A 15,805-nucleotide genomic window follows, 5' to 3' on the forward strand; every position below is an offset into this window, starting at 1 on the left:
ATCTGAGCCGCCAGCTTGTTCCACACCAACCTCAGCTTCTCCGAATGGGCCACGGTCTTCGGCGATGCCAAGATGACCACGGCCCTGCTCGACCGGCTCACCCACCACTGCCATATCCCCGAGACCGGCAACGACAGGTTCCGCTTCAAGAGCAGCTCGGCAAGGCCACCCAAACCCACCAGGGAGAAGCCGCGAAACTTGACCGCCACCTGACCCAACACCACCATTAGCCCGGATCACTTCTCAGTGGAAATCCAGGGTCACTTCTCGACGGAAATCAACAGGCGAAGGCTTTGAGGTCGCTCGGAAGCAAGGTCGAGGAATTTGTGGCGAAGATCGTGCTGCCCGGCGCGAGCCCCGCCAGCTTCTCGTAGAGCGCCTGCTTGATCGCCAGCACTTCGGGCACGGCCTCGATCACGAGGTCCGCGTCCCCGACGGCCGAGCCGAGATCGGCGGACAGGGTGATGCGCTGCAGGGACTCGACGGCCTTGCCGTCGTCGGCACCGGCCACCTCCTTGCCATAGGTCTCGACGAGCATGGCGAAACGCTGCCTCGCCTGTTCGAGCGCTTCCTCGCTGATGTCATAGTCGGTGACGTCGAGGCCGCTATAGGCCGTCTGGAAGGCTATCTGGCTGCCGAGCACCCCAGTACCAAGAACCGCCACTTTCCTGATATCGCTCATTCAATTTCCTTCTGCGTGGTATCGTCAACGAGAAACGGCGCCGCGACCTCCACCGGGACGCGGGCCAGCTTGCCGGTTTCCCGATCGACCAGGGCCCATTGGGTCAGCGAGGCGACAATCGTCCGGCCGTCTTCGTCATGGAATTCGACACGTCTCACATAGCGTGCACCGCGTGGTGCTCCGACGACCCATGTAGTAGCGCTGACCGTGTCTCCCGCCCGGACATTCCCGCGATAGTCGACCTCATGGCGCAGCACGACTGCAACGAAACGGTCGCGATCCTGCGGACGCGCGGCCGTCAGCCAGTGCGCCACCGACGCATCCTGAATCCAGATCACCCACACCGCATTGTTGACATGGCCGAGTTCGTCGATGTCGGCGTCCCGGGCGCGGAAGCGGATACGGAAGCGACGATGCTCATCCACCTCGCCAACGAGTGGATGTCCGTGCTCATCGCAGCCGATACGTCGGCGATCTGACACCCTCCCGCTCACGAACAAGCCTGCTCCTGATGCGACGCGCCCAGTCCTGCCATGGCGCGAAAAAAGCCGACCAACATCTCGTCGCGCGGCATGGCGCCTTCGACATCGCCTTGGACCGCCAGTCCCATCCAGAGCGCGTAAAGGCCGATACCGGTCTGCATCGGCGGCAAGGTGGGACGCAATGCGAAGCGCTGCGTCAGGTCGGCCACCAGCTCGCTGAACATCCGATAACAGGCGGCCTTGCCCTCCCGGTGCCGCTCGGCGAAAGCCCGATCTCGCCGCGCATGCAGTTGCAACTCTATCGAGAGCAGCGACCATTGAGCCTCGTCGGCCAGCTTCGCGAGCCGGGCGGCGAGCACCTGCAGTGTGGCTTCGATATCGTCACCGGAGCAGTGCGCGACTATGTCGCGAAGAAGCGTGACCTCGTCCTGGATATGGCTCTGCAGGATCTCGACCAGGAGATCGTCCTTGCTCGCGAAGTTCGAGTAGAAGGCGCCCTGCGAATGCCCCGCCGCGCTGCAGATGTTGCGGATGGACATGGCGGCGACACCCTCCTCGACGATCGAGGAGTGCGCAGCGGCGATCAGTTTGTCGCGGGTCTGTCGCTGCATATCCTTGCGCGTGAGCCGCATGGGTTCGTTCTCCAACCAATGGGCGAGACGCTGAAACCTTTTCGGGAGTTCAGCGTTCTCCATAAAATCAGATATCATCTGATATTCGAAATCCAGGAAGATTTCGACCCGAAATCGTTCATCGGCAATGAAATTCGAGCGTGAAGGAGTGCCCTTGGCTCAGACCTACATTGGTTATTCCCCGGACGTGGAGGTTCTCGGAGAGGACGAAGAGCGACTGACCGCCGAAATCCTCGAGATCATGGCGAGCACGAACGGCAGGGCGTTCGAACGCCATCGACATGCGGTGCGTGACGCCCATGCCAAGAGTCACGGCTTCCTGAAGGGCGAACTCATTGTTCCCGAGTTGCCCGCGCATCTGCGCCAAGGGCTTTTCGCGCGCCCCGCCACCTATTCGGTAGTGATCCGCCTGTCGTCGGCGCCCGGCGACATCCATTCGGATACGATCCCGGCACCTCGAGGCATGGCGATCAAGGTGATCGGCGTCGAAGGAGAGCGGCTGCTGCCCCGTGATCAAGGCGGCAATCAGGACTTCCTGCTGGTCAATATCCCGATCCTGAGCTTCGGCACGATCGGCAAATATCGCCAACTCATCGGCCTTCTGGAGAAGAATGCGCAGAATCCCGCTTTCCTCCAGCGCGCCATGGCCGGTGTGGCGCGCGGCGTGGAAGCCGCGGTCGAAGCGGTTGGCGTCGAGCCCGGCGCCACGCTGCGCGGCCTCGCACGCGACAACGACCATCTGCTGGGCGAGACCTATCATTCGATGGCCGCGATCCGCTTCGGCGACTTCATCGCCAAGATCAGCGCTGCGCCGCTGTCCGACAATGTCCGCGCGCTCACCGGCAAGGATGTCGGCACGGTCGGGGATTCCACCATGCGCGACCTGGTGGTCGAGCATTTTCGCGAGCAAGGCGCCGAGTACCAGATCCGGGCACAACTCTGTACCGATCTCGAAAAGATGCCGGTCGAGGATGCGGCCGTGCTCTGGCCGGAAGAGCTGTCGCCGCACCAGCCGGTCGCGACGCTGCGCATTTCGCCGCAGGACGCCTATTCGCCGGCGCGGCGCGTCTATGGCGACGATGTCCTGTCCTTCAACCCCTGGCATGGCATTTCCGAGCACCAGCCGCTCGGATCGATCATGCGGGTGCGTATCGCCGCCTATGAGCGGTCTGCCCGCTATCGCCACGAGATGAACGCCCAGCCCCGCGTCGAGCCGGCGAGCATCGATGCCATCCCGGACTGACGATCCGATCATCACCCGTCATCACGAAAGGAGGCCAGCCATGGCCGAGACCGACGAAACTCCGCAGATCGACGAGACTCGCCTCCAGGCCATCCGGCGCCGGATTGAGGAAGTGGTGGGCGACGCACCGCAGCTCGCCAAGCTCGCCCTCGAGCAGATGGTGACGAAACACAATCCCGACCTGAAAGGCACGGCAGGGTCCGCAGGTCGTGTCGGCGCCCAGTCGGGCAACGTTTCCGAACTCACCGCCATCGCCAACCTCAAGCCCGGCGGCGCGGACCGGCTGAAACGCATCTTCGGGCTGGTGAACGGCAATTTCGACGGCGCTCAGAAGGTCGGCACCCTCCACAACATGCGCTTCGTCTTCTTCGACAATGACACGCGCATCCTGTTCGCCACCGCCTATGACGGCGACTGGGACACCTATATCAACGACTTCGCCACCAAGATTCCCGACCTGATGGACCTGCTTTTCGCATCGGTCGAGGGCTGGCCCGGCATCGCCAGCCCGAAGGTCAAGGACTTCATCGCCGAGCATCAGATCACAGCCGCCGGGTGGTTCGTCGCCAACCCGCAGGTCACCGTCGTCGATGTGCGCCGGCTCCAGCGCATGGAGCACGCCGTCAACGAATTCCTCGACAAGGTGGGCTGAACATGACGCTTCTCCAGAAACTCAAGCAGCGCTTCCGGCGCGACAGCGTCACGCTCGATCTTCACGACATTCAGGCATTGATCCTGAGGAGCCGGCCGGAACCCTATGTCGGTGTCCACGCCATGCTCCATTTCAACGAGGCGGAGGGCGCGCGCGCCCTGCTCGGACGGCTGGCGCCGCATATCGCCTCCGCCGACAACTGGAGCGAGGATCTCGATTTCTGGATCGGGGCCGCGCTCAGCTTCGAGGGGCTGAAGGCGCTCGGCGTTCCCGAAGCCCAGCTCAAGACCTTCCCGCTGCCTTTTCAACAAGGCATGGCCGCGCGCTCGGAGCAGCTTCGCGACTTCGGGCCCAACGCGCCGGAGAACTGGGACGAGGTTTTCAAGGCCGGCAACTGCCATCTCGCGCTGACCATCTACGCGGTCGACGATACGGCGCTGGACAAGGCTCTGGCGACGGCGCGCGCCGAACTGGACAAGAGCAGCGGTGTGACTTTGCTCGGCGAGCATCGCTTTGGTGCGCCAGATGGCGCGAAAAACCCGTTCGGCTTTCGGGATTCGATCTCTCAGCCCGCCGTCGATGGCAGCGGCGTCGACCCGCTGCCCGGCGAGGAACGTGCGATCAAGGCCGGCGAGTTCATCCTGGGATACGAGAGCGAAAACGGCCAAGCGCTTGGCATGCCCGAGCCGGCCGCGCTCGGGAAGAACGGCACTTTCGTCGTCCTGCGCAAATACAACAGCCGGGTTGGCTGCTTCAACGCCTTCCTCAAGGCACATGGCGAGACGCCCGATGAGCGCGAGCATCTCGCCGCCAAGATGTTCGGCCGCTGGCGCTCCGGCGCGCCCTTGACGCTGGCGCCTGACCGCGACGATCCGGACCTCGGCGCCGACCCGCAGCGCAACAATAATTTCAGTTTCAAGGGTGATTCCAAGGGACGGGTCGTCCCGCTCGGCTGCCATATGCGGCGGCTCAATCCGCGCGATTCCGAGCTCACCCTGCTCACAGACGTCAATATCCACCGGATCATCCGACGCTCCTCGACCTTCGGACCGCCCTATTCCGAAGACGTCGCCCCCCAGGACGACGCTCAAGGCGATCGCGGCTTGTTCTTCATCTTCATCAGCGCGCGCGCCTACGACACGATCGAGTTCATGCAGCAGGAGTGGATCAACCGCGGCAATTTCGTCGACCTCGGCGAAGAGCGCGATCCAATCGTTGGCCTGCACGACGAGGATGGGCGGTTCACGATTCCGCAGGCGCCAGCACGCAAACGGATCGACGGCGTGCAGACCTTCAACGTCATGAAGGGCGGCGAGTACCTGTTCATGCCGAGCCTATCAGCACTCGAATGGCTGGCGGCCGGGAACTGGAGTTAGGAATCCGCTCGTCGATGTCAGTCTTTGCGAAGATAAGCGTGCAGTTCGTCAGGATAGCTGCGCTCGGCCTCGCCATGATCTTCGCGAGTCGCGTCTGACCCGATCGGACATTCCTAGGTGTGCCAAAACTGCCTCGAACGCACGACCCGCGAGGATGCTTCGGTCATCTAGATCGCTTCAGCGCGGGTGTTTCGGACCCCGGGTGGTTTTTGCTCTTCATAATAGCTTGTCCTTCAGGAGCGTCTCAAGCCAATCGGTAAATACCTGCAGCCGGCGTGAAAGGTGCTGGCGGTGGGGATAGAGTAACGTCATAGGCATCAGCTCTGCTCTATGGCCGGGCATCACCTCGACCAGCTCTCCCGCAGCGAGATGCTGTTTCACGTCATAGGCCGGGATCTGGATCATGCCGAGGCCCGCAAGGCAACAAGCGATGTATGCTTCGGCGCTGTTGACCGTGACCCGCCCGCGCAACGGAACGCTATGCAGCTTCGCTTGCTCCAGCCACTCCCAATCCTCAACCCGGCCGCTGGTCGGCGAAGCATAATTGACCGCCCAGTGATCTCCCAGATCCTCAGGAGAGCTTGGCGTTCCATGCCGCGTCAGATAGGCTGGGCTGGCGACATTGATCAGTAGCAACTTTCCAATCGGCCGCGCGATCAGCCCTGAGTCATTGAGTGGACCGACACGCAGCACGCAGTCGATGCTGTCCTCGACCAGGTTTACCGCGCGGTCGGTGACCCCGAGATCGATGTCAATCTGGGGATAGCGGTCAAGGAACTCGGGAAGCGCCGGGGCAATGATGAGCCGCCCGATCCGACCGGGGACGTCGATCCTTAGCCGGCCCGATGGCTGTGCCGCCGTCTGCCGGAACAGGTTTTCCGTATCCTCGACATCGGCAATGACCCGCTGGCAACGCTCATAGAAGGCCGCGCCGTCCTGGGTAGGAGACACTTTCCGCGTCGTGCGATGAAGCAGCCGCGCACCGACGCGGCCTTCCAGTTCCTGAACCGCCGCCGAGACGGAGGATCGGGGAACCCCGAGCGTATCGGCGGCACGGGTGAAGCTGGCGCATTCGACGACGCGGGAGAAGATGCGGAACAGGTCGATGCGGTCCAAATGGTCGACACTCCAATTGCACGGATTTCTGACAAGTGATGTCAGAATGATCGTCTTTATCGTGCAATCCTAGACGGTATTGTCGTCTTCAGGAAGCGGCCCCGACATCGATGAGGTCGTGCAGCCGGCAAAAGGAGGCCGCCCATGACCGATCACACCATCAAAGGCAAAACCGTCATCATCGCCGGCGGGGCGAAGAATCTTGGCGGGCTGATCGCCCGCGACCTCGCTGTGCATGGCGCCAAGGCGATCGCGATCCATTACAACAGCGCGGCCAGCAAGGCCGATGCCGACGCGACGGTTGCCGCGGTGAAGGCGGCCGGATCCGAGGCCGTGGCCTTCCAGGCGAACCTGACGACGGCTGGCGCGATGGAAAAGCTGTTTGCCGATACAGTTGCCGCCATCGGCAAGCCCGATATCGCCATCAACACCGTCGGTAAGGTGCTAAAGAAGCCGATCGTCGAGATCTCGGAAGCCGAATATGACGAGATGACCGCAGTCAATTCCAAGACGGCCTTCTTCTTCCTCAAGGAGGCCGGCAAGCATGTCAACGACAACGGCAAGGTCTTGACCGTAGTCACCTCGCTGCTCGGCGCTTTCACGCCCTTCTACGCCGCCTATGCCGGCACCAAAGCCCCGGTCGAGCATTTCACACGGGCAGCGTCCAAGGAGTTCGGCGAGCGCGGCATCTCGGTGACGGCGATCGGTCCCGGGCCAATGGACACGCCTTTCTTCTATCCGGCCGAGGGCGCAGATGCGGTCTCCTATCACAAGACGGCGGCGGCCTTGTCGAAGTTCTCCAAGACCGGCCTGACCGATATTGAGGACATCGTCCCCTCCATCCGCTTCATGGTTTCCGAAGGCTGGTGGATGACCGGTCAGACCATCCTCGTCAACGGCGGCTACACCACGAAATGAAGCTGTGGCGCCCCGGCAGAGCTGCCATTGCCGGGGTGCTTCTCTTCACTTCGGAATTGAAGGGAGGTCGTCATGACCAATCCGTTCCAGTCCGTGTTCGACGCCCAGCGAGAACATTTCCTGAGCGATGCGACCAAGAGCTTTGAATGGCGCATTGACCAGTTCGACCGCATGGAGCGGATGCTCACTGGCAACAAGGATGCGCTCTGCGCGGCGCTTCATGAGGATTTCGGCAAGCCTCCCTTCGAGCAACTGTTCGAGATCACCGTGCCGATGGGCGTGATCCGCTATTACCGGGAGAACCTGAAGGCGCTGATGGCGCCGGAGCCGGTGAAGATTCCGGACGGCCTCGAGGCGACCGGCAATCGCGGCGTCCTCTACAAGGAGCCCTACGGCGTCACGCTGGTGATCGGCCCGTTCAACGCGCCGACCCTGCCGCTGCTCGACCCGGCCATCGCTGCGCTCGCCGCCGGCAACACGGTGATCCTCAAGCCGGCCAACACCACGCCGCGCACCGCCGGGCTGCTGGCCGATCTCGTCCCGCGCTATTTCACGCCGGAGAACGTCAGCATCGTCACGGGCGGGCGCGAACAGATCTCGGCGCTGCTGGAGCTGCCGTTCGACTTCATCTTCTTCACTGGCTCGTCGGCCGTCGGCAAGGTGGTAATGCGCGCCGCCGCCGAGCATCTGACGCCCGTCCTACTCGAACTCGGCGGACAGAACCCGACTATCGTCGACGTCACCGCCAATCTCGACACCGCCGCCGGCTGCATCGCCTGGGGCCACAACGCCATCTCCGGCCAATGGTGCATCGCGCCAGGCTATGTCTGCGTGCATGAAGGTGTCGCCGACAGCTTTATCGCCAAGCTCAAGGCGGCGATCTCCAAGATGTACGGCGAGGATCCGAGCCGGAGCCCGGATTTCGCGCGGATGATCAGCACGCACGACGCGGAGCAGGTCGCGTCCTACATCCTGCCTGAGAAGGTCGTGCATGGCGGCCGCTTCGATGTCGAGGCGCGCTATGTCGAGCCGACCATCCTCTATCCGTCCGAATGGAGCGATCCGGCGCTGCAACAGGAGGTGTTCGGCCCCGTGCTGCCGGTGCTGGTCTATTCTGACCTCAAGGCGACGATCGACATGATCAAGCGCAAGCCCAAGCCACTGGCGGCTTATATCTTCAGCAAGGATCGGGGGACGATCGACCAGGTGCTGGCAAGCCTTTCCTTCGGAGGAGGTTGTATCAACCAGACCAACCTGCATTGCTGGATCGACGGCCTACCCTTCGGTGGCGTCGGCAACAGCGGCATGGGCAAATATTACGGCAAGGCTGGCTTCGACGCGCTGAGCAACACCAAGGCCATGCTGATCGGCAATCCCGATGTCGAGCTGGATGTCTTCCCACCCTACAAGGGCAAGGACATCGCGAAAAACCTGAGCGTGTTTTCCTGAGGGGGGATCGATCGATGCACATGGCGATGGTGATTGGCGGCGGTCTCGTCCTGCTCGGCCTGTTCCTCCTGTTTGGCAAGCTCTGGGGCGGCGTCGATCCCGATCTCGCCATAGCGGCCAAGCTCTTCATTCCGGCCTGGCTCGTCGTCTCGCTCGTCAATATGTGGGTGGGCGTAACGAAGGCCGGCTATTCGGTGCGCGATGAACTGCCGATCCTGCTCGTCATTTTCCTCGTGCCGGCGGTAGTCGCCGGTCTCGCTGCCTGGCGGCTGGCGCGGTGAAGAGCCATGTCTGATCACGCGTTCGCCCATCACCCGCTGCTACGTTGGCGCGACGGCCATCATGCGAGAGTCAGCTTCGCCGAGCTGTTCTTCGACCTCGTCTATGTGTTCGCTGTCACCCAGCTCAGCCACGAGCTTCTGAGCAACCTGACGCTGACCGGCGTAGTCCAGACGCTGATCTTGTGGTTCGCGGTCTGGCTCGGCTGGCAATACACCTGCTGGGTCACCAATTGGTTCGACCCTGAGACCCCGCGCATTCGCTCGCTGCTCTTCGCCGTGATGCTGGTGGGCCTCGTCATGGCTGCGGCTATCCCTGGCGCGTTCGGCGAACGCGGGCTGATCTTCGCGCTTGCCTATGTCGCGATCCAGGTGGGACGAACAGCCTATATCGTCTTCGAGCTCGGCAAGGACCATCCGCTCGCCGCCAATTACCGTCGCATGCTCGGGTGGCTGACGATCGCGGCCTTGTTCCGGATTTCTGGCGCTTTCATGGAAGGGTGGTCCCGCGCAGCGCTGTGGGCGGTCGCCGTCCTATGCGAATACGTCTCTCCGATGTTCGGCTTCGCGCTTCCCGGCCTCGGCCGCTCCAGAACCAGCGACTGGACGATCGAGGGCGGACATCTCGCCGAACGCTGCCAGCTCTTCGTGATCGTCGCGCTCGGTGAGACGGTGCTCGCCACCGGGGCGACGCTCGGCCGAGCGGAAGGCTGGGATGCGGCCATTCTCTCCGCGATGCTCGCCACCTTCCTGGGTACGCTTGCCGTGTGGTGGCTGTATTTCTGGACGTCAGCGAGGACGCGACCGACACGATCACCCACTCCGACGATCCGGGCCGTATCGGCGCCTATTTCCACTATCTCCACGTTATCCTGGTCGCTGGCATCATCGCCACGGCCGTCGGCAACGACCTCGTGCTCGCTCATCCACACGACGCGGTGAAGACAGCTTATGCGCTCGTCCTGTCCGCCGGGCCCGCGATCTATCTGCTCGGCAGCGCCATCTACAAGAAGGTCGTTTACGGGGTCGTACCAGCTTCCCACATCGCCGGTGTCGTTCTGCTGACGACGATCGTTCCCCTCACATCGTACGTGGATCTGCTCACAGTCGGCTGGCTCACTACCATCATCATGCTGGCGGTAAGCTTCTGGGAAGGACGTCTGCTGCGCAAGCACCGCTCGGATCAGGTCGCACGGCAAGGAGCGCATTAAGATGGGAAGCGCCATGGAGATCCGCCAGACGTTGACCTCGCAACCGGCGTGGGCCACGCCAGCTGAGTCGAGAGCTGTCGTTGCTTTCTGGGCGGCCTCGTCTGCGCGCTGGTTCCACAAGGATGCCAGCTTCGATCACGCTTTCCGCAAGCGCTTTCTCGCCCTGCACATAGACGTCGCGGCACGGAAGCACGATGACTGGATGGCGTCTCCAAATGGCGCGCTCGCCCTCCTCATCCTGGCCGACCAGTTTCCGCGCAATGCATTCCGCGGCACCGGCCACATGTATGCCACCGATCCATTGGCGCGCCATTACGCTCGTCAGGCGCTGCAGACGGGGTACATGGAGCACATCGAGCGGGAAATGCGCCTATTCTTCTGCCTGCCTTTCGCCCATTCGGAAGACTTAGATGATCAGGATATCTCCGTCAGCCTGAACGGACAGCTCGGACAGCCCTGGCTCGACCATGCGCAAGATCACCGCGACATCATCCGCCGCTTCGGACGCTTCCCGCACCGCAATCCAATGTTGGGCCGCGCCACAACGGCACAGGAAGCAGGGTTTCTCGAAGCGGGCGGCTTTCAGGGATAGTGATAGAGAGAGGGAAATCCATGAGAAAATCCAGTAGCAGAACTTTGACGGGTAGATTCGCCGTAGCGTCCTTGGGCTTGTTATTGGCCTTCGGTGCCGCAGCAAAATCAAAAGGCGATCCCATGCCGACCGATATTGCGCGCTCCTATTCGGCCCTGTCCAATGGCACGTCTTCGACTTTGGGGACGACAATGAAGCTCAGTCGCACGTCGGCCAGCTTCTCCAAGCTCAAAGGGGAACTGAAGCTGCAGTATTCCGACGTTTGGAATAACGGAAACGATACGGAGTACGGCGGAAACGTGTACAAGGTCCTCAACGCTGACGCGTTCTTCTCGCAAAACAAGGACAAGAATGGCTTTTGCGACGAGCCCGTGCGATGGCTTACCGTCATGGACGTGAGCAATCAACTTGGTGCTGGGGCTGTTCGCATTGGCATGCTCAGCATCGATGACTGGCGCAAATACAGACCGGACGCTTTAGGCGCGTGCAGTGCCGATACGTTCACGCTGAAATAGTATCGGTGACAATAGTTTCCGGCCCGCAGCAGCAACATTGCTTGGGAATGCTGAAGGTCATCACGGCATCATCGCCGCTTCGGGCGCTTTCCGCACCGAGTTTCTCGAGATGGCTTGCAGGGATGCAAGCCATCGCAGCCGCTATCAGCCGCTAGGCTCAGGACTCATTAATTCAGAGCCAGAAGATGACAACGGCTGCGATGCAGATGGCTGAGAAGAAGGTGTGAGCGCATCGGTCGTAGCGCGTGGCTGTTGATTTCCACTGAGATCTGACCCTGCAGGAGCGGATTTTTCCATCGAGAAGTGACCCATGTTTTCACCACGTCTCACGCGGCACACGCGGGGGACAGCGGAGTGATCGACATGGAGTTATTGAGCGTCATCCGACGCTGGCATCATAGGGATCGTAGCTCGATCCGGGAGATATCCCGCCGCACCGGGCTCTCACGGAACACCGTGCGTAAGTACCTGCGAGCGGACAGCGTCGAACCCCGGTTTCACGTTCCGGACCGGCCGAGCAAGCTCGATCCCTATGCCGACAAGCTCGCGGCGATGCTGCGGGTGGAGAGCGGCAAGTCGCGCAAGCACAAGCGCACCGTCAAGCAGTTGCACGCCGATCTCGTGACGTTGGGCTATGAGGGCTCCTACAATCGGGTGGCGGCCTTTGCCCGCGACTGGAAGGCCGCCCGGTTGCGCGAGCAGCAGACCAGCGGCCGCGGCACCTTCGTGCCGCTGGCCTTTGTGCCCGGAGAGGCGTTCCAGTTCGACTGGTCTGAGGACTGGGCGATCATCGCCGGCGAGCGCACCAAGCTGCAGGTCGCTCACGTCAAGCTGTCCTACAGCCGCGCCTTCACTCTGCGAGCCTACCCGCAGCAGACCCACGAGATGCTGTTCGACGCCCATAACCACGCCTTCCGGGTACTGGGCGGCGTGCCGCGGCGGGGGATTTACGACAACATGCGAACGGCCGTCGACAAGGTCGGCCGGGGCAAGGAGCGCCAGGTCAACATCCGCTTCTCGGCCATGGTCAGCCACTTCCTGTTCGAGGCGGAGTTCTGCAACCCGGCCTCCGGCTGGGAGAAGGGGCAGATCGAGAAGAACGTACAGGATGCCCGTCATCGGCTCTGGCAACCCATACCGAACGTCCCCTCGCTGGAGGCCTTGAACGAGTGGCTCGAGACCCGGTGCCGGGAGCTGTGGTCGCAGGCCGGGCACGGCTCGCAACCCGGCTCGATCGCCGATGTGTGGGCTGAGGAGATCCGCCACCTGATGCCGATGCCGCGGCCGTTCGACGGCTTCGTCGAACACGCCAAGCGCGTTTCCCCGACCTGCCTCGTCCACCTCGAGCGCAATCGCTACAGCGTGCCGGCCTCCTTCGCCAACCGCCCGGTGAGCTTGCGTGTCTATCCCGACCGGATCGTTGTGGTCGCTGAGGGACAGGCCATCTGTGAGCATGGTCGGGTGTTCGCTCGCTCCCATGATCGCCAGAGCCGGACCGTCTATGACTGGCGGCATTATCTGGCCGTGGTCCAGCGCAAGCCCGGCGCATTGCGCAACGGCGCACCGTTCGCCGAGATGCCGCCGGCGTTCCGATCCTTGCAGCAGCATCTGCTCAAGCGGCCGGGCGGTGACCGCGAGATGGTGGAGATCCTGTCCCTGGTCCTCCAGCATGACGAGCAGGTCGTGCTCACGGCCGTCGAACTCGCGCTGCAAGCAGGCGTGCCGACCAAGACCCACATCCTCAATCTGCTGCACCGCCTGATCGACGGTACACCGCTGAGCACGCCGACGATCCCAGCTCCTGGCGCCCTTACGCTGACCACCGAGCCTCAAGCCAATGTCGAACGCTATGACGCCCTCCGCAGGGCCAGGGAGGCGCGCCATGCGTCATGATCCGGCCAGCGGAGCCCTCGTCATTATGCTGAGAAGCCTCAAGATGCACGGCATGGCGCAAGCCGCTGCCGAACTCATCGAACAGGGGTCTCCCGCCTTCGAGACCGCCATGCCGATCCTCTCACAGCTCCTGAAGGCAGAGACCGCCGAGCGGGAGGTGCGCTCGACCGCCTATCAGCTCAAGGCCGCCCGCTTCCCGGCCTATCGCGACCTCGCCGGCTTCGACTTCACCAGCAGCGAGGTCAATGAGGCGCTCGTGCGCCAACTCCATCGCTGCGAGTTCCTCGACGACGCGCACAACGTCGTCCTGATCGGTGGTCCCGGTACCGGCAAGACCCACATCGCCACGGCTCTCGGCGTCCACGCCGTCGAGCATCATCACAGGCGGGTCCGCTTCTTCTCTACCGTCGAGCTCGTCAACGCTCTCGAACAGGAGAAGGCCCAAGGCAAAGCGGGTCAGATCGCCGGTCGGCTCCTCCATGCCGACCTCGTCATCCTCGACGAGCTCGGCTACCTGCCGTTCAGCACCTCGGGCGGCGCCTTGCTGTTCCACCTGCTGAGCAAGCTCTATGAGCGCACCAGCGTGATCATCACCACCAATCTCAGCTTCTCCGAATGGGCTGCCGTCTTCGGCGATGCCAAGATGACCACGGCCCTGCTCGACCGGCTCACCCATCACTGCCATATCCTCGAGACCGGCAATGACAGCTTCCGCTTCAAGAGCAGCTCGGCAAAGCCACCCAAACCCACCAGGGAGAAGCCGCGAAACTTGACCGCAACCTAACCCCAAGACCACCATCAGCCCGGGTCACTTCTCACTGGAAATCCAGGGTCACTTCTCAACGGAAATCAACACAGCGACTGACAGAGGCCCTCGGCGACTTGCCGCCGGTTCAGCGAACCGCCGTCGATCTCCTCAAGCTCAAGGAAATGTCCCTGAAGGAAGCTTCCGATGTGACGGGGCTGTCGATCGCCTCGCTGAAAATGGCAACCCATCGGGCGCTCCGAACCCTTCGGACGTTGCTTTCGGATCGGAGGCATCAGTGATGGATACGGCTGATCTAATCCGCTCGCTCGCGACCAACGCTCTGCCGGTTCGGCGTCTTCGCCCACCGCTTGTCCGTGCCGTCGGCTGGCTTTTGCTCGCCGGCACGATCATGGGCCTCATGACGATCAGCCATGGAGTCCGTCCGCAGTTTGCCGAGCGCATGCAGGATGCGGTGTTCGCGATCAACATGATCTCGTCGCTCATAACCGGCGCCCTTGCGACCATCGCGACCTTTTTCGCCAGCCTGCCGGACCGGTCTCGGCGGTGGCTTCTGTTGCCCGTTCCAGCACTCGTCGTCTGGCTGTCGACCATCGGCTACCAGTGTTTTGCGGGCTGGGTTCCTGTGCCGCCCGGAGCGATCACTGTTGAGGCGGCATCTGGTTGCCTTGCAACGCTTATACTGACTAGCCTGCCTCTGTCGCTGCTGATGCTCGCAATGCTGCGTTATACGGCAGCGCTTCGGCCGATCTCCGTGATCCTGATGGGAAGTCTCGCGGTATCGGCCATCACCGCGACGGCTCTTTCGATGTTCCATCCTCTCGATGCGACCGCGATGATTCTGGGATGGAACCTCGGTACGGCCGTGCTGTTCCTGGCAGGCGCCGCAGTGTTTAGTCGAACTATATCGAGCAGAACTGGCGCGCAGAGAGAGTAATGTCACTGCCTTGCCCTTAGAGATGGTCAAACCGTTGCCGATGTTACGGGTGAGGAAATCATGCATTTTCCTACCAGAACCCGCTATGGCCCCCGTTGACCCCCAAAACACCACGGAAACCCGCCTATAGCCGCATAACGCGAAGTATAGGCATGACTATCAGAGCGCTATGACGATTTCATAGCGCTCATCTTCATCGGGCGCTGCCTGTCAAACGGCGCGGAATATTGGCTCTGACTCACTCGTGATGGAGTTGATCGTCTGGCTGGCATTGTTTCACTTGGAGAATCAATGCGGTGGGTCAGCATTTACGGGTCTCGGAGTTGGTGCCGCGCGGGTTTGTCGTCGATGAAGTGGTCGACACGGATTCCGGCATACGGATCTGCCTCCGTGCGTCCGGCGCGGGGAGTTGCTGCCCGGGATGTCGGGCGACCTCAACGCGCGCTCATAGCCGCTATGCTCGGCAGTTAGCGGATCTGCCGCTTTCCGGCAGGCCAGTTCGGCTTGTTGTTCTGGCGCGGCGCTTTCATTGCGATGCAGTACTGTGCCCTCGCCGCATCTTCACGGAGCGCTTCGATAACGGTGCTCTACTCATGGTCCCGGCGTACATCCCGGCTCGATCAGATTATCCATCATCTCAGGCTTGCTTTGGGCGGCCGGCCTGCAGCACGCTTTGCGCGAAGGCTGATGCTGCCGGCGAGCAACGACACGCTGCTCCGGGTGATCCGAAGACAAGGCCGCCCGCCTTTCATTCCGCCCGCCGTGATCGGGATCGGCGACTGGGCCTGGCGACGCAATCAGCGCTATGGAACATTGATCTGCGATCTGGAGAAACGCCAGACCATCGCCCTCTTGCCCGACCGGGAGCCGGCAACCGCTCAAGCCTGGCTGTCGCAGCAACCGCAGATCACCATTGTCGCCCGGGACCGGGGCGGCAGCTATGCCCTGGCCGCAGCCAGGGCCCTTCCAACGGCGACACAGGTCGCTGATTGGGGTGGACGGCCCCCGAACGGCATCGCTGTGCCAAGCTGAGGTCGTTGCAGATCTCAACCGAGGAGACCGT

The 15,805-nt window shown here is 62.3% G+C and carries 17 protein-coding genes and 3 pseudogenes; 16 read left to right on the top strand and 4 right to left on the bottom strand.

The annotated features are described in order from the left end of the window. Nucleotides 1-24: 24 nt before the first annotated feature. Nucleotides 25-213 (top strand): annotated as a pseudogene (locus VRZ77_RS10005) (ATP-binding protein); the annotation flags it as partial. A 64-nt stretch (nt 214-277) separates the two neighbouring features. Here the strand turns inward: VRZ77_RS10005 and VRZ77_RS10010 are convergent. From VRZ77_RS10010 to VRZ77_RS10020, 3 genes are read right to left on the bottom strand one after another with little or no spacing between them, the layout of a single operon-like run. Next, the gene (locus VRZ77_RS10010; protein ID WP_414592507.1) at nt 278-682 is read right to left on the bottom strand and encodes a 3-hydroxyacyl-CoA dehydrogenase NAD-binding domain-containing protein; all 405 of its coding nucleotides are present in this window, start codon (nt 680-682) and stop codon (nt 278-280) included. Then, nucleotides 679-1,176 carry an acyl-CoA thioesterase gene (locus VRZ77_RS10015; RefSeq protein WP_414592560.1) on the bottom strand — a complete coding sequence of 166 codons (498 nt, stop codon included), beginning with the start codon at nt 1,174-1,176 and terminating at the stop codon, nt 679-681. Before VRZ77_RS10015 ends, VRZ77_RS10010 begins: the two co-directional genes overlap by 4 nt. Further along, nucleotides 1,173-1,796, bottom strand: coding sequence for a TetR/AcrR family transcriptional regulator (locus VRZ77_RS10020; RefSeq protein WP_414592508.1), 624 nt, complete (start codon nt 1,794-1,796; stop codon nt 1,173-1,175). Before VRZ77_RS10020 ends, VRZ77_RS10015 begins: the two co-directional genes overlap by 4 nt. A 154-nt stretch (nt 1,797-1,950) precedes the next feature. Between VRZ77_RS10020 and VRZ77_RS10025 the strand changes: the two genes are divergently transcribed. Genes VRZ77_RS10025 through VRZ77_RS10035 form a run of 3 tightly spaced genes read left to right on the top strand, consistent with a single transcriptional unit; the run spans nt 1,951 to nt 5,067 of the window. After that, nucleotides 1,951-3,039, top strand: a complete 1,089-nt coding sequence (locus VRZ77_RS10025) for a catalase family protein (RefSeq protein WP_414592509.1) — start codon at nt 1,951-1,953, stop codon at nt 3,037-3,039. A gap of 40 nt (nt 3,040-3,079) precedes the next feature. Then, entirely contained in the window at nt 3,080-3,691 is a 612-nt protein-coding gene (locus VRZ77_RS10030; protein WP_414592510.1) for a hypothetical protein, read from the top strand. Further along, nucleotides 3,595-5,067 carry a Dyp-type peroxidase gene (locus VRZ77_RS10035; RefSeq protein WP_414592511.1) on the top strand — a complete coding sequence of 491 codons (1,473 nt, stop codon included), beginning with the start codon at nt 3,595-3,597 and terminating at the stop codon, nt 5,065-5,067. Before VRZ77_RS10030 ends, VRZ77_RS10035 begins: the two co-directional genes overlap by 97 nt. A gap of 216 nt (nt 5,068-5,283) precedes the next feature. On the opposite strand, the gene VRZ77_RS10040 is transcribed toward VRZ77_RS10035, so the two are convergent. Next, a complete protein-coding gene (locus tag VRZ77_RS10040; protein ID WP_414592512.1) occupies nt 5,284-6,183 on the bottom strand; it encodes a LysR family transcriptional regulator in 900 nt (299 codons plus the stop codon). Nucleotides 6,184-6,327: 144 nt separating this feature from the next. Between VRZ77_RS10040 and VRZ77_RS10045 the strand changes: the two genes are divergently transcribed. From VRZ77_RS10045 to VRZ77_RS10100, 12 genes and pseudogenes are all read left to right on the top strand, one after another. Continuing rightward, the gene (locus VRZ77_RS10045; protein ID WP_414592513.1) at nt 6,328-7,101 is read left to right on the top strand and encodes an SDR family oxidoreductase; all 774 of its coding nucleotides are present in this window, start codon (nt 6,328-6,330) and stop codon (nt 7,099-7,101) included. Nucleotides 7,102-7,173: 72 nt separating this feature from the next. Further along, a complete protein-coding gene (locus tag VRZ77_RS10050) occupies nt 7,174-8,550 on the top strand; it encodes an aldehyde dehydrogenase family protein (RefSeq protein WP_414592514.1) in 1,377 nt (458 codons plus the stop codon). A gap of 20 nt (nt 8,551-8,570) precedes the next feature. Beyond that, entirely contained in the window at nt 8,571-8,831 is a 261-nt protein-coding gene (locus VRZ77_RS10055; RefSeq protein WP_414592515.1) for a hypothetical protein, read from the top strand. A 6-nt stretch (nt 8,832-8,837) separates the two neighbouring features. Beyond that, a pseudogene (locus tag VRZ77_RS10060) lies at nt 8,838-9,542 on the top strand (low temperature requirement protein A); the annotation flags it as partial. Nucleotides 9,543-9,598: 56 nt separating this feature from the next. Continuing rightward, nucleotides 9,599-10,039, top strand: coding sequence for a low temperature requirement protein A (locus tag VRZ77_RS10065; protein ID WP_414592516.1), 441 nt, complete (start codon nt 9,599-9,601; stop codon nt 10,037-10,039). 13 nt (nt 10,040-10,052) lie between these two features. Next, nucleotides 10,053-10,631 carry a DUF924 family protein gene (locus VRZ77_RS10070; protein ID WP_414592517.1) on the top strand — a complete coding sequence of 193 codons (579 nt, stop codon included), beginning with the start codon at nt 10,053-10,055 and terminating at the stop codon, nt 10,629-10,631. Nucleotides 10,632-10,753: 122 nt separating this feature from the next. Beyond that, nucleotides 10,754-11,146 (top strand): hypothetical protein, encoded by a 393-nt coding sequence (locus tag VRZ77_RS10075; protein WP_414592518.1) that lies wholly within the window; start codon nt 10,754-10,756, stop codon nt 11,144-11,146. A gap of 363 nt (nt 11,147-11,509) precedes the next feature. Next, nucleotides 11,510-13,039: an IS21 family transposase gene (gene istA / locus VRZ77_RS10080; RefSeq protein WP_244450770.1), complete on the top strand. Its 1,530-nt coding sequence runs from the start codon at nt 11,510-11,512 to the stop codon at nt 13,037-13,039. Then, complete coding sequence (gene istB, locus VRZ77_RS10085; protein WP_244376040.1) at nt 13,029-13,823, top strand: IS21-like element helper ATPase IstB; 795 nt, start codon at nt 13,029-13,031, stop codon at nt 13,821-13,823. Before istA ends, istB begins: the two co-directional genes overlap by 11 nt. A gap of 77 nt (nt 13,824-13,900) precedes the next feature. Continuing rightward, entirely contained in the window at nt 13,901-14,086 is a 186-nt protein-coding gene (locus tag VRZ77_RS10090; RefSeq protein ID WP_414592561.1) for an RNA polymerase sigma factor, read from the top strand. Next, entirely contained in the window at nt 14,086-14,742 is a 657-nt protein-coding gene (locus VRZ77_RS10095; RefSeq protein WP_414592519.1) for an NrsF family protein, read from the top strand. The genes VRZ77_RS10090 and VRZ77_RS10095 overlap by 1 nt, the downstream gene beginning before the upstream one ends. A 296-nt stretch (nt 14,743-15,038) precedes the next feature. Beyond that, nucleotides 15,039-15,732 (top strand): annotated as a pseudogene (locus VRZ77_RS10100) (ISL3 family transposase); the annotation flags it as partial. Nucleotides 15,733-15,805: the final 73 nt, after the last annotated feature.

It is taken from the genome of Ancylobacter sp. G4_0304 (assembly GCF_047501495.1).
GTDB lineage: Bacteria > Pseudomonadota > Alphaproteobacteria > Rhizobiales > Xanthobacteraceae > Ancylobacter.